General features: G+C 32.2%; 15 protein-coding genes, 1 tRNA gene and 1 riboswitch. Of the genes, 6 read left to right on the top strand and 10 right to left on the bottom strand.

Annotated features, from left to right (window positions below; all coding sequences use genetic code 11):
* Positions 1-27: 27 nt before the first annotated feature.
* The 9 genes from AB3G36_RS02895 to AB3G36_RS02935 all read right to left on the bottom strand — a co-directional run bounded on the left by AB3G36_RS02895 (position 28) and on the right by AB3G36_RS02935 (position 16,697).
* Entirely contained in the window at positions 28-3,216 is a 3,189-nt protein-coding gene (locus tag AB3G36_RS02895; protein ID WP_367755821.1) for a type I restriction endonuclease subunit R, read from the bottom strand.
* Positions 3,217-3,226: 10 nt separating this feature from the next.
* A complete protein-coding gene (locus tag AB3G36_RS02900) occupies positions 3,227-5,017 on the bottom strand; it encodes a DUF262 domain-containing protein (protein ID WP_367755823.1) in 1,791 nt (596 codons plus the stop codon).
* Positions 5,018-5,046: 29 nt separating this feature from the next.
* On the bottom strand, positions 5,047-5,703 hold the full coding sequence (locus AB3G36_RS02905) for a hypothetical protein (protein ID WP_367755825.1): 657 nt from the start codon (positions 5,701-5,703) through the stop codon (positions 5,047-5,049).
* Positions 5,704-5,764: 61 nt separating this feature from the next.
* The gene (locus AB3G36_RS02910) at positions 5,765-8,926 is read right to left on the bottom strand and encodes a P-loop NTPase fold protein (protein WP_367755827.1); all 3,162 of its coding nucleotides are present in this window, start codon (positions 8,924-8,926) and stop codon (positions 5,765-5,767) included.
* Between the two features lie 6 nt (positions 8,927-8,932).
* On the bottom strand, positions 8,933-10,159 hold the full coding sequence (locus tag AB3G36_RS02915) for a hypothetical protein (protein WP_367755829.1): 1,227 nt from the start codon (positions 10,157-10,159) through the stop codon (positions 8,933-8,935).
* Positions 10,143-11,711, bottom strand: coding sequence for an N-6 DNA methylase (locus tag AB3G36_RS02920; RefSeq protein WP_367755831.1), 1,569 nt, complete (start codon positions 11,709-11,711; stop codon positions 10,143-10,145). Before AB3G36_RS02920 ends, AB3G36_RS02915 begins: the two co-directional genes overlap by 17 nt.
* Before the next feature lie 2 nt (positions 11,712-11,713).
* Complete coding sequence (locus AB3G36_RS02925) at positions 11,714-12,961, bottom strand: hypothetical protein (RefSeq protein ID WP_367755833.1); 1,248 nt, start codon at positions 12,959-12,961, stop codon at positions 11,714-11,716.
* Complete coding sequence (locus AB3G36_RS02930) at positions 12,951-15,638, bottom strand: N-6 DNA methylase (RefSeq protein ID WP_367755835.1); 2,688 nt, start codon at positions 15,636-15,638, stop codon at positions 12,951-12,953. Before AB3G36_RS02930 ends, AB3G36_RS02925 begins: the two co-directional genes overlap by 11 nt.
* A 60-nt stretch (positions 15,639-15,698) precedes the next feature.
* On the bottom strand, positions 15,699-16,697 hold the full coding sequence (locus tag AB3G36_RS02935; RefSeq protein ID WP_367755837.1) for a helix-turn-helix transcriptional regulator: 999 nt from the start codon (positions 16,695-16,697) through the stop codon (positions 15,699-15,701).
* Between the two features lie 272 nt (positions 16,698-16,969).
* Positions 16,970-17,067: riboswitch (SAM-I-IV-variant riboswitch) on the top strand.
* Between AB3G36_RS02935 and AB3G36_RS02940 the strand changes: the two genes are divergently transcribed.
* The 3 genes from AB3G36_RS02940 (at position 17,035) to AB3G36_RS02950 (ending at position 18,408) form a co-directional block, all read left to right on the top strand.
* Positions 17,035-17,442, top strand: coding sequence for a hypothetical protein (locus tag AB3G36_RS02940; protein ID WP_367755839.1), 408 nt, complete (start codon positions 17,035-17,037; stop codon positions 17,440-17,442). It overlaps the preceding riboswitch by 33 nt.
* Before the next feature lie 8 nt (positions 17,443-17,450).
* Positions 17,451-17,834: a hypothetical protein gene (locus AB3G36_RS02945; RefSeq protein ID WP_367755841.1), complete on the top strand. Its 384-nt coding sequence runs from the start codon at positions 17,451-17,453 to the stop codon at positions 17,832-17,834.
* Positions 17,809-18,408 carry a hypothetical protein gene (locus AB3G36_RS02950; RefSeq protein ID WP_367755843.1) on the top strand — a complete coding sequence of 200 codons (600 nt, stop codon included), beginning with the start codon at positions 17,809-17,811 and terminating at the stop codon, positions 18,406-18,408. Before AB3G36_RS02945 ends, AB3G36_RS02950 begins: the two co-directional genes overlap by 26 nt.
* A 600-nt stretch (positions 18,409-19,008) precedes the next feature.
* On the opposite strand, the gene AB3G36_RS02955 is transcribed toward AB3G36_RS02950, so the two are convergent.
* Positions 19,009-19,088 (bottom strand) — tRNA-Leu (locus tag AB3G36_RS02955).
* Between the two features lie 288 nt (positions 19,089-19,376).
* On the opposite strand from AB3G36_RS02955, the gene AB3G36_RS02960 reads away from it, so the two are divergent.
* The 3 genes from AB3G36_RS02960 to pth all read left to right on the top strand — a co-directional run bounded on the left by AB3G36_RS02960 (position 19,377) and on the right by pth (position 21,935).
* Positions 19,377-20,318: a ribose-phosphate pyrophosphokinase gene (locus AB3G36_RS02960; protein ID WP_367755845.1), complete on the top strand. Its 942-nt coding sequence runs from the start codon at positions 19,377-19,379 to the stop codon at positions 20,316-20,318.
* 42 nt (positions 20,319-20,360) lie between these two features.
* Entirely contained in the window at positions 20,361-20,975 is a 615-nt protein-coding gene (locus AB3G36_RS02965; RefSeq protein WP_367755847.1) for a 50S ribosomal protein L25/general stress protein Ctc, read from the top strand.
* 285 nt (positions 20,976-21,260) lie between these two features.
* Entirely contained in the window at positions 21,261-21,935 is a 675-nt protein-coding gene (pth, locus tag AB3G36_RS02970) for an aminoacyl-tRNA hydrolase (RefSeq protein WP_367755849.1), read from the top strand.
* The last annotated feature ends 31 nt before the right edge of the window (positions 21,936-21,966 follow it).

Below are 21,966 nucleotides of genomic sequence, written 5' to 3' on the forward strand. Positions count from 1 at the left end.
ATTTCTATAATTTAAACTTTTCATACCCTAGACGCTATACTTCTTAAAATTCTCTGCCTGTTCAAAAATCTCTTTATAAACCTCGTCTCGATCTACTGGAGGATAACCATTATCAGCTAAGAGGATAATCAAACCTACTTTCAATTCTGCTTTTATATCATCTCGTTTACTCCAATCCGTATATTGAGCTTTATCATCAACCACTTCTTTGACTTTTTGTGCAAGTGTGATTAGCTTTTCTTCTGGATACACAAAATCATATTTAATTGCCAAGGCTTTTAAAATGTCGTAGAAGGCTTTTTCTTCTATATCAATTCCTAAATCTTTGAACGAGTCTTTCTCTTTTTTTAAGGCAAAATACAAGTCAATAATCTCATCAGTAAAGTCCTCTAGTACCATACTGTTTAACACATCGCTTTCTTTTCGTTCGTTGTATTTGTCCACAATAAATTGCAGGCGTTTTGAAAAATCAATTCCCATAACTTTATTGATTTTCTGTACGTCTTCAATGGCTTTTGCTAACAATTTTTGCAGTAATTTAATCTTGGTGTTGGGAAGTTTAATCTTGTCCAATTTCGCCAAATAATCTTCTGAGAAAATGTCAACTTCCGTTTCACCAGTTTCTCCTAATTTAAAGATCTCTTCGATTCCTTCGCTTTCAATTGCTTCCTGAATCATATTACGAACTTTATTGTTCATTTGTGCAGTATCTAGAGCAACTCCTTTGGTTAGTTTGAATACAATGGATCTTACAGCCAAGAAGAAATGAATTTCATCTCTAACGTGATTCGTAAAAGCGTCACTACCAGAACAAATATCATAGGCCGCTTTTAAACGCTTTACGATATACATAAAACGTTTTTCTATATCTTGTGTTATTTGGGCAAATTCAGCACCTTTATTTAAAGTGTTCAGTTGTTCCAGAGGTGTGCCGTTGAAATACTTACTATTGTCAAATTTATGAAACAGCTTATGTAATAAATCCAATTGGTCTTTTACTACTACAATAGATTGCTCGATGTCTTCAAAAATGTCAGAATCCTTTTTGTTATAATGGGCTAAAGCTAAATTCATTTGCTTTTTGATACCAATATAATCCACAATCAAACCTTTGTTTTTTCCTTCGAATTTTCGATTCACTCTTGAAATGGTTTGAATCAAATTGTGACGCTGGATTGGTTTATCAATATACATCGTATCTAGGAATGGAACATCAAAACCTGTTAGCCACATATCGACTACAATAGCAATCTTGAAATTGGATTTTTCGTTTTTAAATTGACGATCCATTTCTTTTCGATCCTCTTTTATTCCCAATAAATGATACATGTCTTCGGGGTCATCTTTATGTCGAGTCATAACCATTTTCATGCGCTCGATTGGTTTGATCTCTTTTTTCTCTTTATCGGTCAGGATAACACCTTCATCACAAACTTTAATTTCGCCCCATTCTGGTCTTAACGCCAAGACGTTTTTATATAATTCATAAGCAATAGGTCTGCTGCTGCATACGAACATGGCTTTTCCTTTTATTGTAGCTCCTTCGGTTATTCGATTCTCATAATGGTTCACGAAATCCCCAGCCAAATCCTTTAATCGTTTAGGGTCACCAATGATTGCATTCATTTGTGCCATCACTTTTTTACTTTCTTCTATTTGGTGCTCATTACTGCCTTCTTCTGCACAACGATTGTAGTACTCTTCAATTTCTTGAAGTTTGCGGTTATTCAATAAAACTTTAGCAGCACGTCCTTCGTAAACAATGCGTACCGTAATTTCGTCTGCAACTGATTCCGTCATCGTATAGGCATCAACCACTTCTCCAAAGACGTCAATGGTAGCGTCAATAGGAGTTCCTGTAAAACCCACATAAGTGGCATTGGGTAGCGAATCGTGGAGGTATTTAGCAAAGCCGTAGGTTTTAATCACACCTTTTTCAGTCACCGTTACTTTTTGATCTAAATTAGTTTGGCTTCGATGCGCTTCATCCGAAATACAAATCACATTGTTTCTATCGGTCAATAACTTTGTATCCTCGTTAAACTTGTGAATCGTAGTTAAGAATACGCCTCCACTGTTTCTGCTTTGAACCAATTCCCGAAGATTAGATCGGCTTTCTACACTGATAATTGTATCATCACCTACAAATCCTTTGGCATTCGTAAATTGTCCTGATAATTGGTCGTCGAGATCAGTTCTATCGGTAATAAGAATAATTGTGGGACTACCGAAATGAGTACTTTTCATCAATAAGCGAGTCAAGAATAGCATCGTATAGCTTTTTCCACATCCTGTAGTTCCAAAATAAGTTCCTCCTTTACCGTCACCTTCTGGACGTTGATGTATTTTTATGTTTTCAAAAAGTTTTGTTGCAGCATAATATTGCGGATACCGACAAACAATCTTTTCGTTTTTCTTGGAGCTATCAGGTAGATAGATAAAGTTGTGAATAATATCACGCAGTCTTTTACGATTGAACATTCCCTGAATTAGGGTGTACATAGCGTCAATACCGTCTACTTCTTTTATCATGCCTTCAATTTTACGCCAGGCATAAAAGAATTCGTAAGGGGCAAAGAAAGAACCTGCTTTGGTATTTACGCCATCGCTAATAACACAAAAAGCATTGTATTTAAATAGATCGGGAATGTCTCTTTTATATCGTGTGGTTAATTGTACATAAGCATCGTGAATAGTGGTGTTTTCCTGAATTGCAGTTTTAAACTCAAACACTACCAAAGGTAATCCGTTGATGTATAAAATCAAATCAGGAATACGCATTTCGTATCCTTTGATCGCTAGTTGATTTACAATTTTATAAATATTGTTATCTTCTTCCGAATAGTCTATGAGCTGTATGTAACAATCTTTTTCGCTACGGTCTTCTCTTTTTAATAAAAAACCATTCGAAACCATTTTCATGATTGCTTTATTACTTTCATACAAATCTGATGAAGGCAAGCGTTCTAAATCCCTAACAATAGAATCAATTTCACTTTCTGAAATATTTACTGAAGCATAATTAGATCGCAAATAATTTCTTAAATCATCGGTAATCAGGACTTTTTCACTTACGATATGTCCGTAAGTGGATGGTGGTTCTGCAAATCCATTGAATTCTGATTTACGGATGTCACTTCCTACAAGATAAGTCATCTCCTGTTCTTGTAGTAAGCTGATAAAGGCCTGTTCTAGTTGTGCTTCAGTAAATTTCATAAAAATGTTTTTATAACTGCTCGTAATAGACTTTTAATTTATTCGCCATCAATCTTCTGCGTTCTTCTAAAAATCCTTCATATACCAAGTGACTTGCTTCCTCTAGAATGCTTGGCATGTCATTATTAATCAAGTTTTCTTGTAGACTACTATCAGAATCTAAAGTACTTATTCCATTTGTTCCTGCCTGTATTTGAGCTTTTACCTTGTCCAAATAATCTTTAGGCGTTAGCATACCCACTTTTATATTGGTAGCTTGTTCTGTGAATACAAAATTGGCAACTTGATTGTATGCTTTCTGTGGATAGCCATTATTCATCAAGTATTTTTTCGGAAAAATATGATGTATATCTCCTCGTTGTTCTATAAGGCTACTAATTTTCATGCTTTTAGATAAAAAAGCTACCGAATTATTATTTACTTGTGCCGCTAAATATAAGTTGTAAGCATTGTTGTTTACACTAGAAGATTCCAAATCGTTTATGATTCCGAAATCCCAAAAACCGGCACCCAAGTTCGCTTGTTCCATTTGGATTAAATAGGCTGCTATTCCTTTTTCATTGATTTGTTTGATGTCTTCATCTATTCGAGATTCTGCAGAACCAGAATAACGACCAATTAATATACTCATTACCAGCCAACGCTTTACATAGCCTTGTGTTTCCGCTTCACCCATTCCATCTTCACGCAATTTTAAATATAAAGCATAAGCAAAATTCAAACTGTTTTGTGACGATATTAATTTCTTACTAATTAAACCTGTCGATTTAATTATCATTATAAAACGCTGGTAATTAGTCTGATTTACAAAAGCAGATAAGCCATCGGATAGTTTAGAATAACTGGCTTCGGCAATACTTCCTTCATAGGAACGGGTTTCAAAATTCCTTCCTGATAATAAAGCGACTAAATCACTGAATTTACCACGACTAAACTTGAAAGTAAATGCGACTCTTAATAAAGCTATATAATCAGGTACATACAAATCATCACTGCCTGTAGCCATCCATTTGATCTCTTTGTAGTAATCAGTCTGCGTAAAGGTATTGTCGTTGTCTTGTATGTGTTTAATGAATCCTTTATCGACAATCATGCGGCAGAAGTAATCGACCATTTTACGCATGGTGTTACCGCCGTATTTTTCATCTGAAGCGATTTTAGACATAACAAAATCTGCATTACTCAAAACAACCCCTTTTTGATTGATGCGAATGAAAATTTCGGTGACAGTATCAATATCTAAACTGGCATCTAACTCAATTATACCTACTTGTTTTGTTTTGATGCGTTTTAGGTTTTCAATACGCTCCTCTACTAAGTCTTCATCGGCATCAGGATTATCTTGACAATATTTACGTATGGCTTTAGAAATGGAAATCTCATCATTTACAATAGGATTAATATTATCTATCCATTCCGGGCTTTTTTCGTAGGCCTTATTGAGTACATCAAATTTTTCTTCTAGTGGATTAAAGGCAATACGGATGTTTATTTCTTTATAATTTTTATCCAAAACACGTTGCCCAACTATGGCAGCCGTTAATGCCGTAATTCGTTGTTGGCCGTCTATCAATACTTTTTTGCCAGCAGATAGTTCCCCGTTCTTTAATTTCACATCTGGATTTCTCCAAGTGATGATATAACCCACAGGATAACCCTGATATAAGGAATCAATTAAATCTCTTACTTTAGCACCGTTCCAAACAAAAGGTCTTTGAATTTCCGGAATGGCAATATCGCCAGATTTGATCCAACTTAGTAAAGTTTCTACGGGTTGTTGATGTACGCTATATTTTGCCATTTAGTATTGATTTTATGATATAAGATATTTTATACTTGCTCTACTTGCCAAACTAATAATCGAGTTTCAAACTTTATTTTGCTAGCTACAATTTGTTCATTAAGAATAAGTTTAGCAGAAAAACTTAAATTTAACTGTTGCATTTTATTTATAAAACGTTTATCAAAAGCAGAAGTTTTCTTCAAACATAATTCATTAACTAAATCTAAAGTAATATGATAATCTGAAGGAAACTTGCCCAACCTTTTAGATTGTAATTGGTGTCCTAACATTTTACTATCTGCAACACAAATAAAATAGGCATTCCGTCTAGTAAAATTAGATTCTAATCCTAATCTTATCATATCGTTTAAAGTTTTGATTAGCCTGTTTGTTTTGTTTATTGTACCTTGTTCGTTACTATTTTGTTTAAATAAAGCAAACTCTGCGCAGACATTTAATTTATCGATTACCATATCCATTTTTGGCTTTTGCTTTCTTAATGTATTAGGGCTTAATTGTCTAGGGATATATGCTAGCTTATTAATTTCGCTTTCTAAAACAATATCATAATTTTCTAGATTTTTAACGGTTGTGGTTGCTGTAAAAAAGTCATATCGAACAGAATCTTCTCCCATTTCTAACAAAGGGATGTAATGACATCTTTTTGTAAAGAGTTCTTTATAAACTTCAAATATTTCGTTCATTATTATTTTTTCTTATTTGTCTATTAACTTTTTATCTTAATATTTAATAAAAGCATTAAATTTATTCTTTTTTTAATGGTCTAATGTCAAGCTTTTTAGCCAAATCAGTAATTAATTCTGAATTTTTGCTTCGGTCTCGAATTCCTTGTTTTAAATTTGCGACATCAGACGGATTTGATTTTTGCATTAAAGACTTAATTTCTGCGGAATTTTCAATCAAAATTTTCAACAATGCAGGGTCATCTAAAAATTCAACTTTAAATATAGTTCTAAACGCATCATTGGGCTTGTCTTCCAAAATTTTATATTTTAAAAAATAATAGATATAGAAGTTAAATAAATCTTTATTTAATAAAGCTCCATTATTGTAAAAAACATCTCTTATATCCTTAAATGTATTTATTAATTCGATGTCAACATTTTCAAAACTAGTAATCAAATCAATCCACTCTTTTGCATCACTATGTATACCGGCATTAATTATTTTTATCAAGGATTCCTTTAATGCTTCTGTAGAATGGCTATTCCATTGATTAAAAGAAATTATTTTAATTAGATTAAATTCTTTTGAATTTAAGTTGTCAAATATTTGAACCCATCCTTCTTTATCTAAATTAGCGAAATATATAAATGCATTTTTTATTATAATTTCGGCAATACTTTTGTCACTTTTTTTAGCTTCTTGAAACAAAATATTAGGGAATTCAATTGATCCTTCAACCTTATTTCCTTCATATTCCCAACGGTCTAAACCATTCAATAATAATTGTGCATCAATTTCTATATTAGTACAAATACTTTCAAAATTTCTAAGCACATCTTCTGTTTCTGATTCAGAATCATCATTATCCATTGCAATAATTTTTTTTGCTACAGACTTATATAATATTGATTGTTTAAAATGTTCGCTACCAATTAGGAATTTATCATAGTTAATATACAATTCAATTCTTTCAGCAATTTTATTTGCTATTTCTTCCTTATCTGAATTTAAAATTGTACCAAATGATGGAGCATAAGAACTATGAAAACTATTTAATTTAGACATCCTCATCGCCAACAAATCATAATAAAGATTCTCTGTTTCAGTTGATTGGTTAAATAAAGTATATACTTCAACATCAGTTAATTCTGCTTTTAAAGGCTTTTCCGAAATCTCTTTTAGTCGAGTGTATAAAATTGATAACTTAGTTTTATCTGTTTTGTTTAATTGTATTTTATTTGATAACTCTTTAATAAATTCATCTAAATTAAAATGTGGTTTTAGAAATTTTATGTAGTTTGATTTTTCTAAAGCGTCAATATCGAGCCCTATTAAATATTTATTTAATTCGTCATTTGGTATGGTAATACAATAGGCAGTAAATTTGTCCTTTTTATCGGCAATAAGTGGGATGAATAAATTTGCATCCACTTCTTTAGTTTTTGATCGTTTTAATAATTCGAAAACATCTAATCCGACATTATTTTCTTTTAAGAATTTATCAAAATCATCAATCATACGGGCAAATTTCACTGCATCAAAATTGCTGTGATTCATTAATTCTTTAATAACAGATTTTATCCAAATTTCAGCTTTGTTAATTTCTATATGTCTTACTAGTATCTTTTGCGATTCTTTAATTTCAAATTTTTCAAATTTTAAATTTCTGGATCTAAGATAAATAGCATTCCATAGAGATTGTTTTTCAATTTCTGTTATTTTTGAATCTTCGGATAAAGTGTCTAAAACAAAAATTGGGTTATCAAAATCTTCAATATCTGAAAGAACTGATTCAATAATTTTTGAAAACACATTAGTTTTTGAAATTTCGGTAAAAACTTCTAGATTCTTATTAATTAGAGAATTTTTTAGCTGTTTTATATATACAACCTCAAGCGCATCTTTAGGTTCAATTTGATAAGCAAGTGCGGTAATATATTTTTGAAAATTATCATCATCTCCGTATAAATAAGTTAAACCCTTGAGGAATAATGGATTAGAAATAGCTTTTAATGGGTCTTTAAGAATAGGATCTGTATTTAAAACAAAGAGTGCTATATACCTGTCAGGAATGGTACTGTCAAGAAGTTTAATAGATACAATTTCATTTATGCAGGCTATAATTTCTCTTGGTGTAATCGTTTCTCTGTAAACTTCATAGATTAGTATAACTTTTAAAAATTCAGATTCATCAACTAGTGTGAAAGCTTCTTTCCATCTTTCTTTAAAGAAAACTTTCCAACTTGATAATATTGGAGGTGATACTCTATAAACTAAATTAAATGTTTTATTAATATAATCATTTGCATAATTACCATCACTGCCATTTAATTCTTTAAAAGCGTTCTGTATATGAAGTCTGTCAAATGGGATTATAACTTTAATGTTATTGTACTTTTCTTCTGCAAAAAAAATATGAATTGAAGACCAAATACTTAAAATGTGTTTTTTTGGTAGGCGGTCAAAATTATCAAAAACTAATACAAGTTTTTTATCCCCTAAATCAGTGTCAATTTCTTTCATCCAATTTCTGAAGTCCTTTACCGAAGGTTCATTCTCAGAAATAGTTTCAATTTTAGTTTCTTCTTCCTGTTTGTTTGTGTAAACTTGGAATGTTTGTTGCATAGCAATTTTAAAAGACTGCCATTTATTGCCTTTCACAAAAAGCTGGAAGCCAACTTTCCACGAATAAATTATAACAATTAAAATAACTGGAAATAGTATCGCAATTATTTTTGCAATAAATGGATCAAGTCCATGAAATTCCTTGTCGGAGGGTATATCTTTAATAAACGTATTAACAGTAGGAACATAAATAATTGAGACTAAAGATAGAATAAACCCTATACTTAAATAAGGTCTGTTGATAGTAGTGACCTCTTTTTCCTTCGCTAATAATCTTTTTAATTTCGCCTTCCACTTCGATTTGTTAGAAACAATATTATTTCCCTTGTCAGAAATAAATTCCGTCAATTCTACTAATATAGCTTTACGTTGGTCATCTTCTTGATGGCCCCAAACATCGTAAATAAAGAATTTAAAATCGGGTAGTTTATTGTCAATGATTTTTACAAGATTACTTTTACCCGTACCCCAAGCACCATCGATTCCAATAATTTGGAAATTTTTATTTTTAATAATATCGGCTACTACACTTCCAATTTTTTCTTGAGATTTCCCTTCGAATAAATCATCTCCAATTGGTTGATTGTCTAAAAATTTTAGCTGTATTTGACTCATACTTATTTATATTAAAATATCCGTTTCAACTTTTGTCATTCTTGCTTGTAATAATTCTTTTAATTCTTCCAGCTTTTGATTTTCATATTCACTTACCTTCCTAAGATTCATGCTCTTTTCAGAAAAATCAGAAAATTTATTTAATGTCATAGCATTTGGAATAGTTATTTTAAAATCCATAATCCATTGTTTATCCCCACGTGGCATTTTAGTTCCTTTACTTCCTGCCATTACATAATTAAAAAAAGAATCCTGCTCTAATGCATAGTAAATAAAGTAAGAGTATTTTTGATTTAATGTTTTAATGCATAGAACATCATTCGAGCATCCGCCTTCAAAATCAGCAAACCAAATTTTCTTCAAGTAAGGTCTAATATTTGAAATTAAAATATCATTTGATACAAATTTAGCTACAGTAGTAATATTAGGGATTTCATCTGAAACTGTAATTCCTTTTTTATTTTGAAGCATGTTTTCAGTTGAAATATATTTTTCAGGAACTAGATTATTAATATTTATTCTTTTATCTGAATATTTAGTATATGAAGATAGATTATCGATATTCCACCCCTTCGGAATCTCCTTTTCCACTTCCTCACACCAAACCATCTCCCCAGCATTACTTTTATAAGACAAACCATTTTCATCAGGAAACTCAAAATCCATAAACCATTGTTTGTAAATAGCCTGAGCTGTTTCTTCAAGTTTAGTAATAAGCTGGTTGTTTAAATAAATACGGTTTTGAATCACATTATATTCTCGTACAATTTCTTCTTGTTTTTCTTTTGATGGCACTGGTAAGATGAGTTCATTCATTTCATCAATATCAAAAACTTCTCTTGCGCTTCCATGAGATTTATAACGTGCATATCTATCAAATTCAGGTCTACGAAACCACATCATTAAATATTCTGGATCTAATTCGTTTGTTTTTTTAATTTTAAAGGTGGGATAGATAGAAGAAACTAAAACAATATCTTTCGTTGTATTTAAGGCAATTGGGATTTTATCTCCCATTCTTGCAGTATTTGGATTATAAGCGAAACAATCATTTGTTACAACTTTATATTTATCGGCTACAACCCCAACAAGATTAGCTCTAGTTTTTATAAAACTTTTTGAAATTGATGAAATACCTCTTATACTTTCTATGTCTAGGTTTTCTTCTAATTCTATTGCTCTTATATTATAAAACTCAATAAAATCACCTAATCGTTTATAATTTGATTTCATAACCTAACTCTTTAAATACGGTTAATAAATCATTTTTCGATTGAGTTTCGGCTTTTAATAAATCTAAAAACTCGGATTGTAAGTTTTTTATTTTATATTCAAAATCAATATTTTCATCACGGTTTACAAAACTGATATATTTACTGGGAACTAAAGAAAAATCTTTAGCTGTAACCTCTTCTAAAGTTGCAGCATAACTGAATTCAGGGACATTTTGGTAGTTGGACAAATCAGTTTGCCAATTGTGATAGACTTGGGTGATTTCTATAATATTATCCTCTGAGAATTGAGTAAATTTCTTTTCAAAAGGAATCCCTTTTTCACGTAGGTCTAAAAATAGTATTTCGTTTTGGCGGTCACGATAATTTCGGGTTTCATCCGGCAATTGTACCGTTCTTGCTTTTTTGTTTTTGTTCAAAATCCACAGCGTAACACTAATATCAGTGGTATAAAACATACTTCTAGGCAAAATCACAATGGCTTCTACCACGTCGTTTTCTATCAGTTTTCTACGAATTTTGTATTCATCGCCACCGCCTGAGAGTGCCCCATTAGCCAAGATAAATCCTGCTACGCCATTTTCGGATAATTTAGAAACCATATTCAAAATCCAAGCGTAGTTGGCATTACTAGTAGGAGGGACGTCATAGCCTCTCCAGCGGGGATCGTCTACTAATTCATCAGCAGCTCTCCAGTCTTTTTGGTTGAATGGCGGGTTTGCCATAATGTAATCGGCTTTCAAATCGGGGTGTTGGTCGCGTCCAAATGTGTCAGCAGCCACATCGCCCAAGTTGGCGGCAATACCACGAATGGCGAGGTTCATTTTGGCTAGTTTATAAGTCGTAGCCGTATATTCTTGTCCGTAAATAGAAATCTCTTTTTTGTTTCCGTGATGGTTTTCTATAAACTTAATAGACTGCACAAACATACCTCCAGAACCACAAGCTGGATCGTAGATTACGCCTTTGTAGGGTTCGATCATCTCAGCAATTAGGTTTACAATGCTTTTAGGGGTATAAAATTCGCCTTTTCCTTTTCCCTCAGCCAAGGCAAACTTGCTTAGGAAATATTCATACACACGACCTACAATATCGGTCTGTTTGTCCTTGATGGTGTCAATGTTATTGATGGTATCCAATAAAGCTGCCAACTTACTCACATCCATGTTCAAACGAGAGAAGTAGTTGTCTGGTAAAGCTCCTTTTAGGGCTGGATTGTTTTTTTCGATGGTATGTAAAGCAGTATCAATCTTTAATGCAATATCGTTTTGCTTGGAGTTTTCAATAATGAATGACCAGCGGGATTCCTCGGGTAAAAAGAAAATGTTCGACATATTATAGAATTCCTTCATCTCAAGGTATTTCTCTTTTCCATCAGCGATCAGTTCCTTACGACGTTCTTCGAACTTGTCACTGGCAAATTTCAGGAATATCAATCCCAAAACCACGTGCTTGTATTCTGAGGATTCTACGGTTCCTCGTAGTTTATTTGCTGAGTCCCATAGTGTTTCTTCTATCGACTTTTCTTTTTTTGCTTTAGCTTTTATGGCCATAATTATAATTTGATAATTTCTTTAATGTGTAATTTTGTTCCGTCAGGGCTTGGCTCTGTTCTTACGTTTAGGTTGTCCCCAAGTGTAATTTGATTATTTGTAACTGCAATTGGATGTATACTGAGGCTATTTGAACCATTGTTAGGTTGGAATGTACCAAATCCATTTTCGGCAATTTTAGTAACATGGCCTTCATGCCAGTCAGAGGCATTTTGATTGTTGTTGTTTTCTACCAGGTCTATACATAAACTTTCGTTTGCCTCCATGTTGCTGTTTGCAATTAAATAGTTTTGATACCATACTAGCAAATCGCAGACAGTAAATGTTAACTGGTAAAGTAGGTATGGTGTTTTTATTTGTGCACGATAATCTTGATAATCCATGTTCTTCGCTGGATCCACATCTGATGTATGTGAAGCGGCTCCTGTGATGAATAATAAATTTTTGATGTTATCAGCCATTAATTTTGAAAAATGAGTTTTCGAACACCTAACGTTGTTGGGTTTACAATGTTTGGTTGGTTCACCTGCCAAAAACAAACTAGAATCTGTTAGATTAAGTTTGCCGTCTTTACCAATACAATTCTCATGTAAGATATTATACTTAACAGCGTCTCTAAAAACATATTCAACATATTTTCTGAGTTGTGTAAAATAGAGTGAAGGTTCTAAATCACTACCATTCGATTGAATTGATTTGATTATGGTTACAAGATGATTTATATCTTCAGAAGGAACATTTATTTTTTTTGCGATTTGAAAAACCTGTCTATGTTGAATCTCAATTTTAGTTTGTTCCAAGTTATCAATTTCTTTTATAATGTCTTGAATTAACTCTTTTTCATGCAATGTTTTAGTGTAGTAGTCAAATTCTATTCTACCAAATTTTATATTATTCTGGTATTCCAAAATAGGTTCCATAAATTCCTGATTTGTCAAATTTCTTTGAGCTCCAGTATAAATAAACCAAGGGATTATTCTGTCACCTAATAATTCACTTAAGAATTTTAAAGAATAGAATAAACCAGTATTACTTTGCTTTTCTTCATCAATATCTGATTTTTTGTACCCAGTAGCATCTAATATAACTGCCTGGTATTCATAACTGGAATCATTTTTTAATAATTCCATTCCTTGCACATGATATTTTTCACCAACCAATTCAATATTAGCCATTTTAGCCATTTTCTTGATTTGCTCCAATGGCTGACCATTATGTTGATCATCTATTAATAAGACTTTATAGCTCATAAGATAATTTGTGTTTAAATTGAACACCTACTTCAAAAGTATAACCATTAGCTTCCTCAATAGCATAATTATTCTGAAACACTTTGCCATTATTACGCTCGGTAAGGACTTTAACGATATGACCTCCCTTGCCGGAATTAGATGTAGATCCTGCTTTCCCTCCATCCGCAAAATAATCCATAGCATTTATTTTAGAAGGTTTTCCATTATTCAAAACAGCAATTGTTACCATCTCTTCTTTAGAATCTAATGACAACGCCATTTTAATCTTGTTGACTTGATTTGAATCCTTAAAACCACCATGTTTAATTGCGTTTTCAAAAATATTTGTAAAAATTCTTTCCACATCTTTTTTGTTAACTGAAATAACAAGGTCCTTTATTTCAAAATCCTTCTTAGTTTTATCAATATCAGTACAATCAATTTCAAATAAATTGCCATTGCTCTTCAACTGATTATCACAAAATTCTTTGATGAATACAAGAACATCAATATTTTCTTTTATAGAAGCATTTTCTGAAGTGTCATATAAATCGGAAAGAATAACTGCTAATTTTTGCACACTAGTATAAATATCTTTGATAGACGAATGAACGGTGTCATTACTGTCCTGATCTACAATATTATTAAACAGCTCTGGATTTGCATCCGCAAACATTTCTAAAGTAACTATTTGCCCTTTGAGATTTAATAATTCTCCATTACGAATATCATGTAATTTCCATTGAAAATCATTCATACGTTCTTTTAACAAAGTATCAATCGTCGCTTGAAGCTGAAAGGTTTCAATTTTGCCTTTATCAGATTGAATTCTGGCTCCTTCAGTTAATGCCCTTTGGAGGGTTAATGAACCTTGTGTGTCAAAACGTGGAATAACGACTTTGATTCGCATAAAATCCTGCTTTCTTAAATTTGGCATTACCGTCCCTAAAGAAAAAGAATCAACTTGCTTGGTTACATAATCGCTGCTTAGTTGCTGTATTAAGTATGATAAATCAACAATGTCATTATTGATAGTAAATGCATCAATATCTGGAGATATAAAGACAGGATAGTCTAAACTAGCATCAATAAAGCTAGGTTTTAGTTTATTAAAGCGTTTAGAAATCAACAGGGCAGGAGCGGTTAATTTATTAAAAACTCTACTAACGGTATCCTCTGCTAAGGAGTCGATTGCAATAGTATAAAGAAATGAATCGTTTAATAAATCTGAAATTTTAACTAATTTTCCAGATTCATTGTCTGTTCTAACTCTGGGAACTGACGTTAATACATTTGATAATTCAACTAATGTAGATCCTTCAGGAACTTCAAAATCGTAAATTGTTGTTAAATATCTCGGTAAATTGAAATTGAAATCGTTTTCCGCGATCTCAGAATAAGGTACAATTCTTGAAAATTCATTCTCTTCTTTACCATTCTCCCATACATCAGCTATATGGTTGATGTTTTCCGGCATCAGTTTATTTATAAACCTTTCAGATAAATATTCTTTACTTGCGTCGATAATAAAAATTGAATCTCTTTTAAAATCCGGTTTATTCTCAAGTATAATTATAGAACTAGGTATTCCTGTACCATATAATAATTTTGCTGGTAATCCAATTATGCCTTTTATGAAGCCGGATTCCAATAGATATTTACGAATATTTCTTTCAGATCCTCCTCTAAAAAGGACGCCGTTTGATACGACGCAGGCAGCTACACCATTTTCCTTCAAAGATTTAACGATATGCAGTAAAAAAGCAAAGTCACCGCTATTTGTGGGAGGTATTCCAGTAGTGGAATTCCATCTATCGAACATATCACTATGGGGGTCTGTAGACCAATTGTGGACATTAAAAGGAGGATTAGAAACAACATAATCAAACTTTTTAAGTTGAGTTTGAATATGGTTGGATTTATCCATGGAAACATCTAAAAAGCTGGGAAAATTTAAAACATCGCGATTCTCCAAATTATAATCAGTAATTCCATGAAAAAGGAAAGTCAATTTTGCCACGAAGATGTTTTCTGGGATTCTTGTTTCTCCATATATCGTCACATCATCACCACCTTCTTTAAAAACTGAAAATAAAAGACTCCCTGTTCCGCAAACAGGATCATAAATGCTTTTGACACTATTATCTTTTTTGAAACCAATTAGTTTTGCTATTAAAATACCAATTTCATTGGGTGTGGCTGTTCCAGCAGAATACTTGACGCTATTTTCAATAAAAGATTGGTTTACGTGCTCAAATGTGTCAACCCAGATGGTATTTCTTGTATTATCGGACGAAGCATGTCTGTTAGAATAATCTTCAATTAAAAGAATAATATTACCCAGAATAATATCTGAATCATGGTCTTTTCCTAAAACGGAGGCGCTATTAAAATCAATGAAATTTATTACACCATCGAAAATAGGGTTCTCCCTAGCAATAGAATTTAATCGCTTATTTATTTCATTACCAATTGAAGTTCTTTCTTCATAACATAATTTTAAAATAGATTGAAAATCACAATCGGCGGGAATCGTTATATTCAAACCTGTATTAGTGTTTTTATTATCACTAATGTGTCTTAAAAACACCAATGTTAAAATATAGTTTTTTAGACTATCGACCTCAATTTTACCCCGGAGTTTATTTAATAAATTCCAAAAATCACTATTCCAACTATTTTTACTCTCAGACATAAACTTTTATTTAACTAATTACTTTGCAAATGTAAATTGCATTAGTGCATTACACGTGCATTAATAATTATTTTTCATTTTATCGATTCTATCTTCTAGTTTTTCAACTAAAAATTGTGGTTTAATTAGTCTGATTTTTTCTCCAAAAGACAAAATCAATGTTTCCAACTCATAGTTTGGTATTAGGTTTAAGTGAATGAAATACTTACCATCTTGTTCTTTAATTTTCTGTGAGCCGTGAATAGGTTTGGTTTTTAAGTAAGGGACCAGAGACTGGTTAGCTTCAATTACGATCTCTTGGACTTCATCATTTGATACAGTAACTCCCACAACATCTTCGAAATATTCATTAAAGTCGATTTCAGTCTCTATATATTCCTGAGAAGTTTCTTGTATACTTTCTATTCTGTCTAAAGCTAAATTTGTTATAGTTTCATAATCATTGGACTTCCCAAATAAAAACCAACGCATATTATATTGCTTTAAATAATAGGGATGTAGGGAAAGGGTAGTAGCAGTATCTGTTTTGAAATTCTTATATTCAATATTTAAAACCTTTTTATAAAGAATTGCATTATAAAGTTCCGGAATGTATTCCAATCCCTTCAAGTATTCATTTTGTTCAAAACTGATAATAATCTCCTTTTGTTGTTTCAAGTTAAATGTAGATTCTAATCTTGTATTTAGCTCATTGATCCAATTGTATTGTGGTAATCCTTTGAAGCGGTCTAATGTTAACAATGCTTCCCTTAATTGATTTGCTTCTGTTTCATTCAAGGGTTGGTTTGAAATCGAAAAAGAAGGGTTTTGATACCTATAGAAAACTCTTCTCCCTTCTTTGTCTTTTGTGAGTTCAACATTCCAACCTTGTTCACTTTCCATGAATCTTAGATCATCATAGAGTTGTCTTTTTTTAATCCCTTCTTCATTTCCGGAATACTCATAAATTGCTTTATTACATTCTTCGATAAGATCTTCAATAGCGTATTTTCTTCCAGTATTACGGAAGCACTTATCTAAAGTTTGGTATCGGATAATAGCATGTTTATTTGTAGACATGTAAGAATTTAGTTCTGAATTTTATATAACACAATAATACAACAAAGCATAGGAATTAGAATGAGGAAAGCCGTAAAGGATTGCCTTATTTTAGATTAATTCCATGCTCTTTAATTTGTTTTGATTGCATTTGAGTAAAGAAACGATATTTTGTAGGAATTTACTATACCCAGTTTTAGTGATATTCTAAATGATTGTTAAGATAAGGATTCGCTTAATTTATATGTTTTATGGGGTTTTAAGGTCTGGATTTATTTTTAATTTATATATTTGAATATCATTACGAACTAAACTTAAGTAGTAGCAACCTGCGACCACACGCGAAGGTGCTGAAACAATGAGCCTAAACAAAGGAAAAATTATGTTTAAAACACCTCGGTTTATTTCCAAATTAAATACTGCTTTAAAAACAGAAAAGGCTGAAAAAAATCTGTTTAAGATTTATTTAGACCTCGATTTCCAGTTTTATAGTGTCGATTTTGACGAGCTCCACGAAGTCAACTATGTATATGACGAGAAGGAGTTGTACGACCAAAGTATCGCTGGTATTACAACGTTTTTAAAATTTCAAAAACCCAATGGAAGGGATTATGAGTTTTACCCTGATATCTATTATACACAACTAGGTAAAAATCAAAAATATGCTATTATCACGTATTCTTTTACAGGAGCTTATTCTACTAAAGCAGTTGCAATGGTTCAAAGACTGCGATTAGATACTATAGAGATATTTAAACATTCCTAAAAAATATAATGAAAACAAAAGCGATAAAAACTTTTACAGCTGTCATTACCCTTGGACTAGAAATAGGCTATAGCAAAGAGCTTTACAAGAAAAGTTTTTTGATTCAGACCCTTCAGGAGTATCAAAGGCATAGAATTGATGAAGCAAGTATTTATTTAAGTGCTTCAATCACCGAATGTATTATTGTTTTAGGTGGTCAGGAAGAGAAGCATTTAAAGTTAGAATTTATAAACTATCCCAGATTCCCTTTGGATGTTGAGGTGTTTAAAAATGAAATAATAAAACTTGGTTCTCATTTGCTTAATCAGATGCAACAAAACAGAACTGTAATCGTGTTTACAGATGAAACAATTATGTTGGAAGTAGATGAAGGAATTGACCCAAGGATTTAAGAGAGAATTATTTAACTGTAATATTATAATTATGAGAATTTTGTTGTTTTTACTGTCCTATGCTATAGTTCTTTGGCTTTTATTTATTCCTAAAAATATCTTCTATTTAGAAATATATGAATTATTTGGAGATGAATTACCAATTGTTATATTGGCAATATTGCCAATATTTCCAAGTTTGAAAATTTCCTCATATCTAAATAAAAAAATTCAAAATTTAAATATCTATAAATTAACTAATCTTCAAATACTGACAGGGGGCATTGAATTTGTAATTCCAGCCTGTCTATCTTTTTTCCTATTTCAGTATGTTCACAAAATAGAATCATATGGTTATGGCTATTCACATAATATATCCGACACCATTGTCTATGTTTTTTCAGCGCTATTTTTTGTGATTTTGCTTCTTGAATGGATAAGAAGGTATAAATCAGAAAAAGATAAGTATCTAGTTTTCACATACATTTATATTGTAATTATGGTAATTGCATTTATGCTTAGTATAAAATATATTGCACTCATGTTTGAGCCTAACTACTTGCCTTTTGAAGAGTCACAGAAAATTAGAAGATAAGATTATGAATACCTATATCGTTTATTTTTCGCAAAAATAGAGGGATTAAGGACTGTATATAAAGTAGGGGGTTGGTAGTTGAAAAGGAAAACGACTTTAAAAACAGCCACCCCCCTAGGTGAATAATGTTTTTCTTTGATTTGTTTTGAAATTTTATGTTCTTCGCTGGTAGAGGAATTTTGTACCCTATATCAGCTCTTTGTTCCTGTATAGTAAAAACCCCTTTGCTAGGTCAGTTTTATTCCGTTTTTTAGGGCTGAACGGCAATCCTGTCTAGGTTGTTTGCACAATTACAAACTGTCACTTCTTTATCAAAGTAATATTATAACTGACTACTTACTTTGTATAATTGAAAAATGTCATATAAGTTGAAGGAGATGAAAACTATCTTAACAGGAAAAAGACATGAATAGGTGTTTGTATCTATACTTTCAATTTATTCTAAAATTTAAAACACAGCAACTATAATATATAAGAAATTTAAACATTGAAAAATGAGTTTATTTTGCGTGTTTTCTCTTTTGTCGGGCAATGGCCGGACAAATGCCATAAAAAAAAGCCTGTAACACTTGATAAACAAGCAATTACAGACTTTTTAAGTACCCGGAGCCGGAGTCGAACCGGCACGGTTTCCCACAGGTGTTTGAGACCAGCGCGTCTACCAATTCCGCCATCCGGGCTTAGCAGACATGAAATAACAACAGTTATTTCAACGCAATAAAAGAGGAGATTGTAATAAATCAACCATCGATTCCTTTAACACGGTGCAAATGTAAAAAATAATATTAAAAATTCTACTAAAAATACTTAATTTTTTCCTTTCAGAGTTGAATAAATTTTATAAATTTGCACCTCGTTAAAAACGCAACACACAACTAACTACACCCGAGGCGCATACAAACATCTGGCTTAGACAATTGACTAAGCCGAACAGTATGGAGCGTAGCGGAATAAAAACAACAAATTAAATGTCACACCTAGAACCAGAAGCTAAAATTTTTGCTTGTTCACAAAGTGTCTATCTTGCTGAAAAAATTTCTGCAGAATACGGAATACCACTAGGAAAGGTTACCATGTCACATTATAGTGACGGTGAATTTCAACCTTCTTACGAAGAGTCTATCAGAGGGTTACGTGTGTTTATTGTTTGTTCTACATTCCCAAATTCAGATAATTTGATGGAATTATTACTAATGATAGATGCTGCAAAACGGGCTTCGGCTAGACATATAACTGCAGTAATTCCTTACTTTGGTTGGGCTAGACAAGATAGAAAAGACAAGCCAAGAGTTCCGATAGGAGCTAAACTAACAGCTAAGTTGCTAGAAACTGCTGGAGCAACAAGAGTAATGACCATGGATTTGCATGCAGATCAAATTCAAGGATTCTTTGAAAAACCAGTAGATCACCTTTTTGCCTCTACTATCTTTTTACCGTATGTAAAAAGTTTAGGATTGGACAATTTGACAATCGCTTCTCCTGATATGGGAGGTTCAAAAAGAGCGTATGCGTATTCTAAGTTTTTAGAATCGGATGTAGTTATTTGCTACAAACAAAGAAAAGAAGCCAATATTATCGACACCATGGAATTAATTGGTGAAGTAAAAGGTAAAAATGTAATCTTAGTAGATGACATGATTGATACCGGAGGAACTTTGGCGAAAGCCGCTGATTTAATGATGGAAAAAGGAGCATTGAGTGTAAGAGCAATATGTACACACGCCATCTTATCAGGAAGCGCCTACGAAAAAATAGAAAATTCTAAATTATTAGAATTAATTGTTACCGATTCTATTCCATTAAAGAAAGAATCAAAGAAAATAAGAGTGTTGAGTTGTGCCCCGCTTTTTGCTGAAGTTATGCACATGGTACATCATAACAATTCCATTAGCGGAAAATTTATTATGTAACCACAAACAAGTAGAATATTTAATAACTATATAATTTTTACAATGAAATCGATTACAATTAAAGGATCAGAAAGAGAAAGCGTGGGAAAAGTTGCGACTAAAGCCTTACGTAATGCTGGAGCGGTTCCTTGCGTGTTATACGGAGGAGATCAACCAGTACATTTTTCAGCAGAAGAAAAAGCATTCAAAAGCTTGGTTTACACTCCAAACGCTCACACAGTTGTGATTGAACTTGGAAAAGGAAAATCATTCAATGCAATTCTTCAAGACATTCAGGTTCACCCAGTGTCTGACAAAATTTTACATATTGACTTCTTTCAAATTTTTGAAGACAAAGAAATCACTATTGAAGTTCCAGTTAAAATCATTGGTAACTCTAAAGGAGTTATGGCAGGTGGAGATTTACGTTTAAACAACCGTAAATTAAAAGTAAGAGCATTACCTAAAAATCTTCCTGATTTTGTTGAAGCTGACATTACACCACTTAACATGGGTAACAAATTATACGTTACTAAAGTGCCATCTGAAAACTTCAAAATCATGCACCCAGACAACACAGTAATTTGTCAAGTGAAGATTTCTCGTGCTGCTATGAAAGCGGCTCAAGAAGCTGCAAAAGCTGCAAAAGCAGGACCTGCAAAAGGAAAGAAAAAATAATATTTTCTCTACAAATTCAAAAAGCATCAGTTTCACAACTGGTGCTTTTTTTTGTTCTTCACTTTTTTTATTTTTAGAAGCACAACTACCTACTTTCATCAACAATTCACCCGCTATTCATTTCAATCTTTTTGCCCGCCAAAAAAGGCGAACAAAAAGGATTTCCATTACTATCGGGGCTATTTTACAACTTTTAATTATCCTTAGAAAATCCTTTCAACCCACTCCATCAAATTATCTAATTATCTAATTGACAAATTATCTAATTAAGTTTACTTTTGCATCATGATAAAATGGATACACAGCCTGTTTTCATCACCAAAAACAGAAGAAAATACAGATTATATAAAACCGGAGGTTCACGAACACCACAAAAACAATATAAAAAGCATGAGTAATAAGTTTTTAATTGTAGGACTTGGCAACATTGGTGCTGAGTATGTAAACACAAGACACAACATCGGTTTTAAAATACTGGATCACCTAGCCAAAAAAGAAAGTCTCTCCTTCGAAACCGTAAAACTAGGCGCACTTGCTCAATACAAATTTAAAGGAAGAACCTTTTTACTGCTAAAACCTAATACGTACATGAATCTTAGCGGTAAAGCAGTACAATATTGGATGGATAAAGAAAATATTCCCTTGGAAAATTTATTTATCATCACCGATGATTTAAATTTATCTTTTGGAACCATCCGCATTAAACCAAAAGGAAGTGATGGGGGTCATAACGGACTTAAAAACATCAACCTAGTTTTAAACACCAATCAATATACCCGATTCCGTTTTGGAATCAGTGATGAGTTCAAAAAAGGAAAACAAATAGATTATGTCCTTGGAGATTGGGATGACAAAGAGAAAGTAGCTCTGCCTGAACGCTTAGAAACTGCATCCGAAATTATAAAATCATTTGGAACCGCAGGATTAGAAAATACTATGACAACCTATAACGGTAAATAAAAAAAGGGAAACGCACTTAGTACGTTTCCCT

Source organism: Flavobacterium sp. WC2430, from assembly GCF_040822075.1.
Taxonomy (GTDB): domain Bacteria; phylum Bacteroidota; class Bacteroidia; order Flavobacteriales; family Flavobacteriaceae; genus Flavobacterium.

Coding starts and splice junctions, on each gene's coding strand:
- pth (WP_367755849.1), top strand. CDS start 21,261: ATGATAAAATGGATACACAGCCTGTTTTCATCACCAAAAACAGAAGAA.
- AB3G36_RS02905 (WP_367755825.1), bottom strand. CDS start 5,703: ATGAACGAAATATTTGAAGTTTATAAAGAACTCTTTACAAAAAGATGT.
- AB3G36_RS02950 (WP_367755843.1), top strand. CDS start 17,809: ATGAAGGAATTGACCCAAGGATTTAAGAGAGAATTATTTAACTGTAAT.
- AB3G36_RS02925 (WP_367755833.1), bottom strand. CDS start 12,961: ATGAGCTATAAAGTCTTATTAATAGATGATCAACATAATGGTCAGCCA.
- AB3G36_RS02945 (WP_367755841.1), top strand. CDS start 17,451: ATGAAAACAAAAGCGATAAAAACTTTTACAGCTGTCATTACCCTTGGA.
- AB3G36_RS02910 (WP_367755827.1), bottom strand. CDS start 8,926: ATGAGTCAAATACAGCTAAAATTTTTAGACAATCAACCAATTGGAGAT.
- AB3G36_RS02895 (WP_367755821.1), bottom strand. CDS start 3,216: ATGAAATTTACTGAAGCACAACTAGAACAGGCCTTTATCAGCTTACTA.
- AB3G36_RS02920 (WP_367755831.1), bottom strand. CDS start 11,711: ATGGCCATAAAAGCTAAAGCAAAAAAAGAAAAGTCGATAGAAGAAACA.
- AB3G36_RS02960 (WP_367755845.1), top strand. CDS start 19,377: ATGTCACACCTAGAACCAGAAGCTAAAATTTTTGCTTGTTCACAAAGT.
- AB3G36_RS02940 (WP_367755839.1), top strand. CDS start 17,035: ATGAGCCTAAACAAAGGAAAAATTATGTTTAAAACACCTCGGTTTATT.
- AB3G36_RS02965 (WP_367755847.1), top strand. CDS start 20,361: ATGAAATCGATTACAATTAAAGGATCAGAAAGAGAAAGCGTGGGAAAA.
- AB3G36_RS02915 (WP_367755829.1), bottom strand. CDS start 10,159: ATGAAATCAAATTATAAACGATTAGGTGATTTTATTGAGTTTTATAAT.
- AB3G36_RS02900 (WP_367755823.1), bottom strand. CDS start 5,017: ATGGCAAAATATAGCGTACATCAACAACCCGTAGAAACTTTACTAAGT.
- AB3G36_RS02930 (WP_367755835.1), bottom strand. CDS start 15,638: ATGTCTGAGAGTAAAAATAGTTGGAATAGTGATTTTTGGAATTTATTA.
- AB3G36_RS02935 (WP_367755837.1), bottom strand. CDS start 16,697: ATGTCTACAAATAAACATGCTATTATCCGATACCAAACTTTAGATAAG.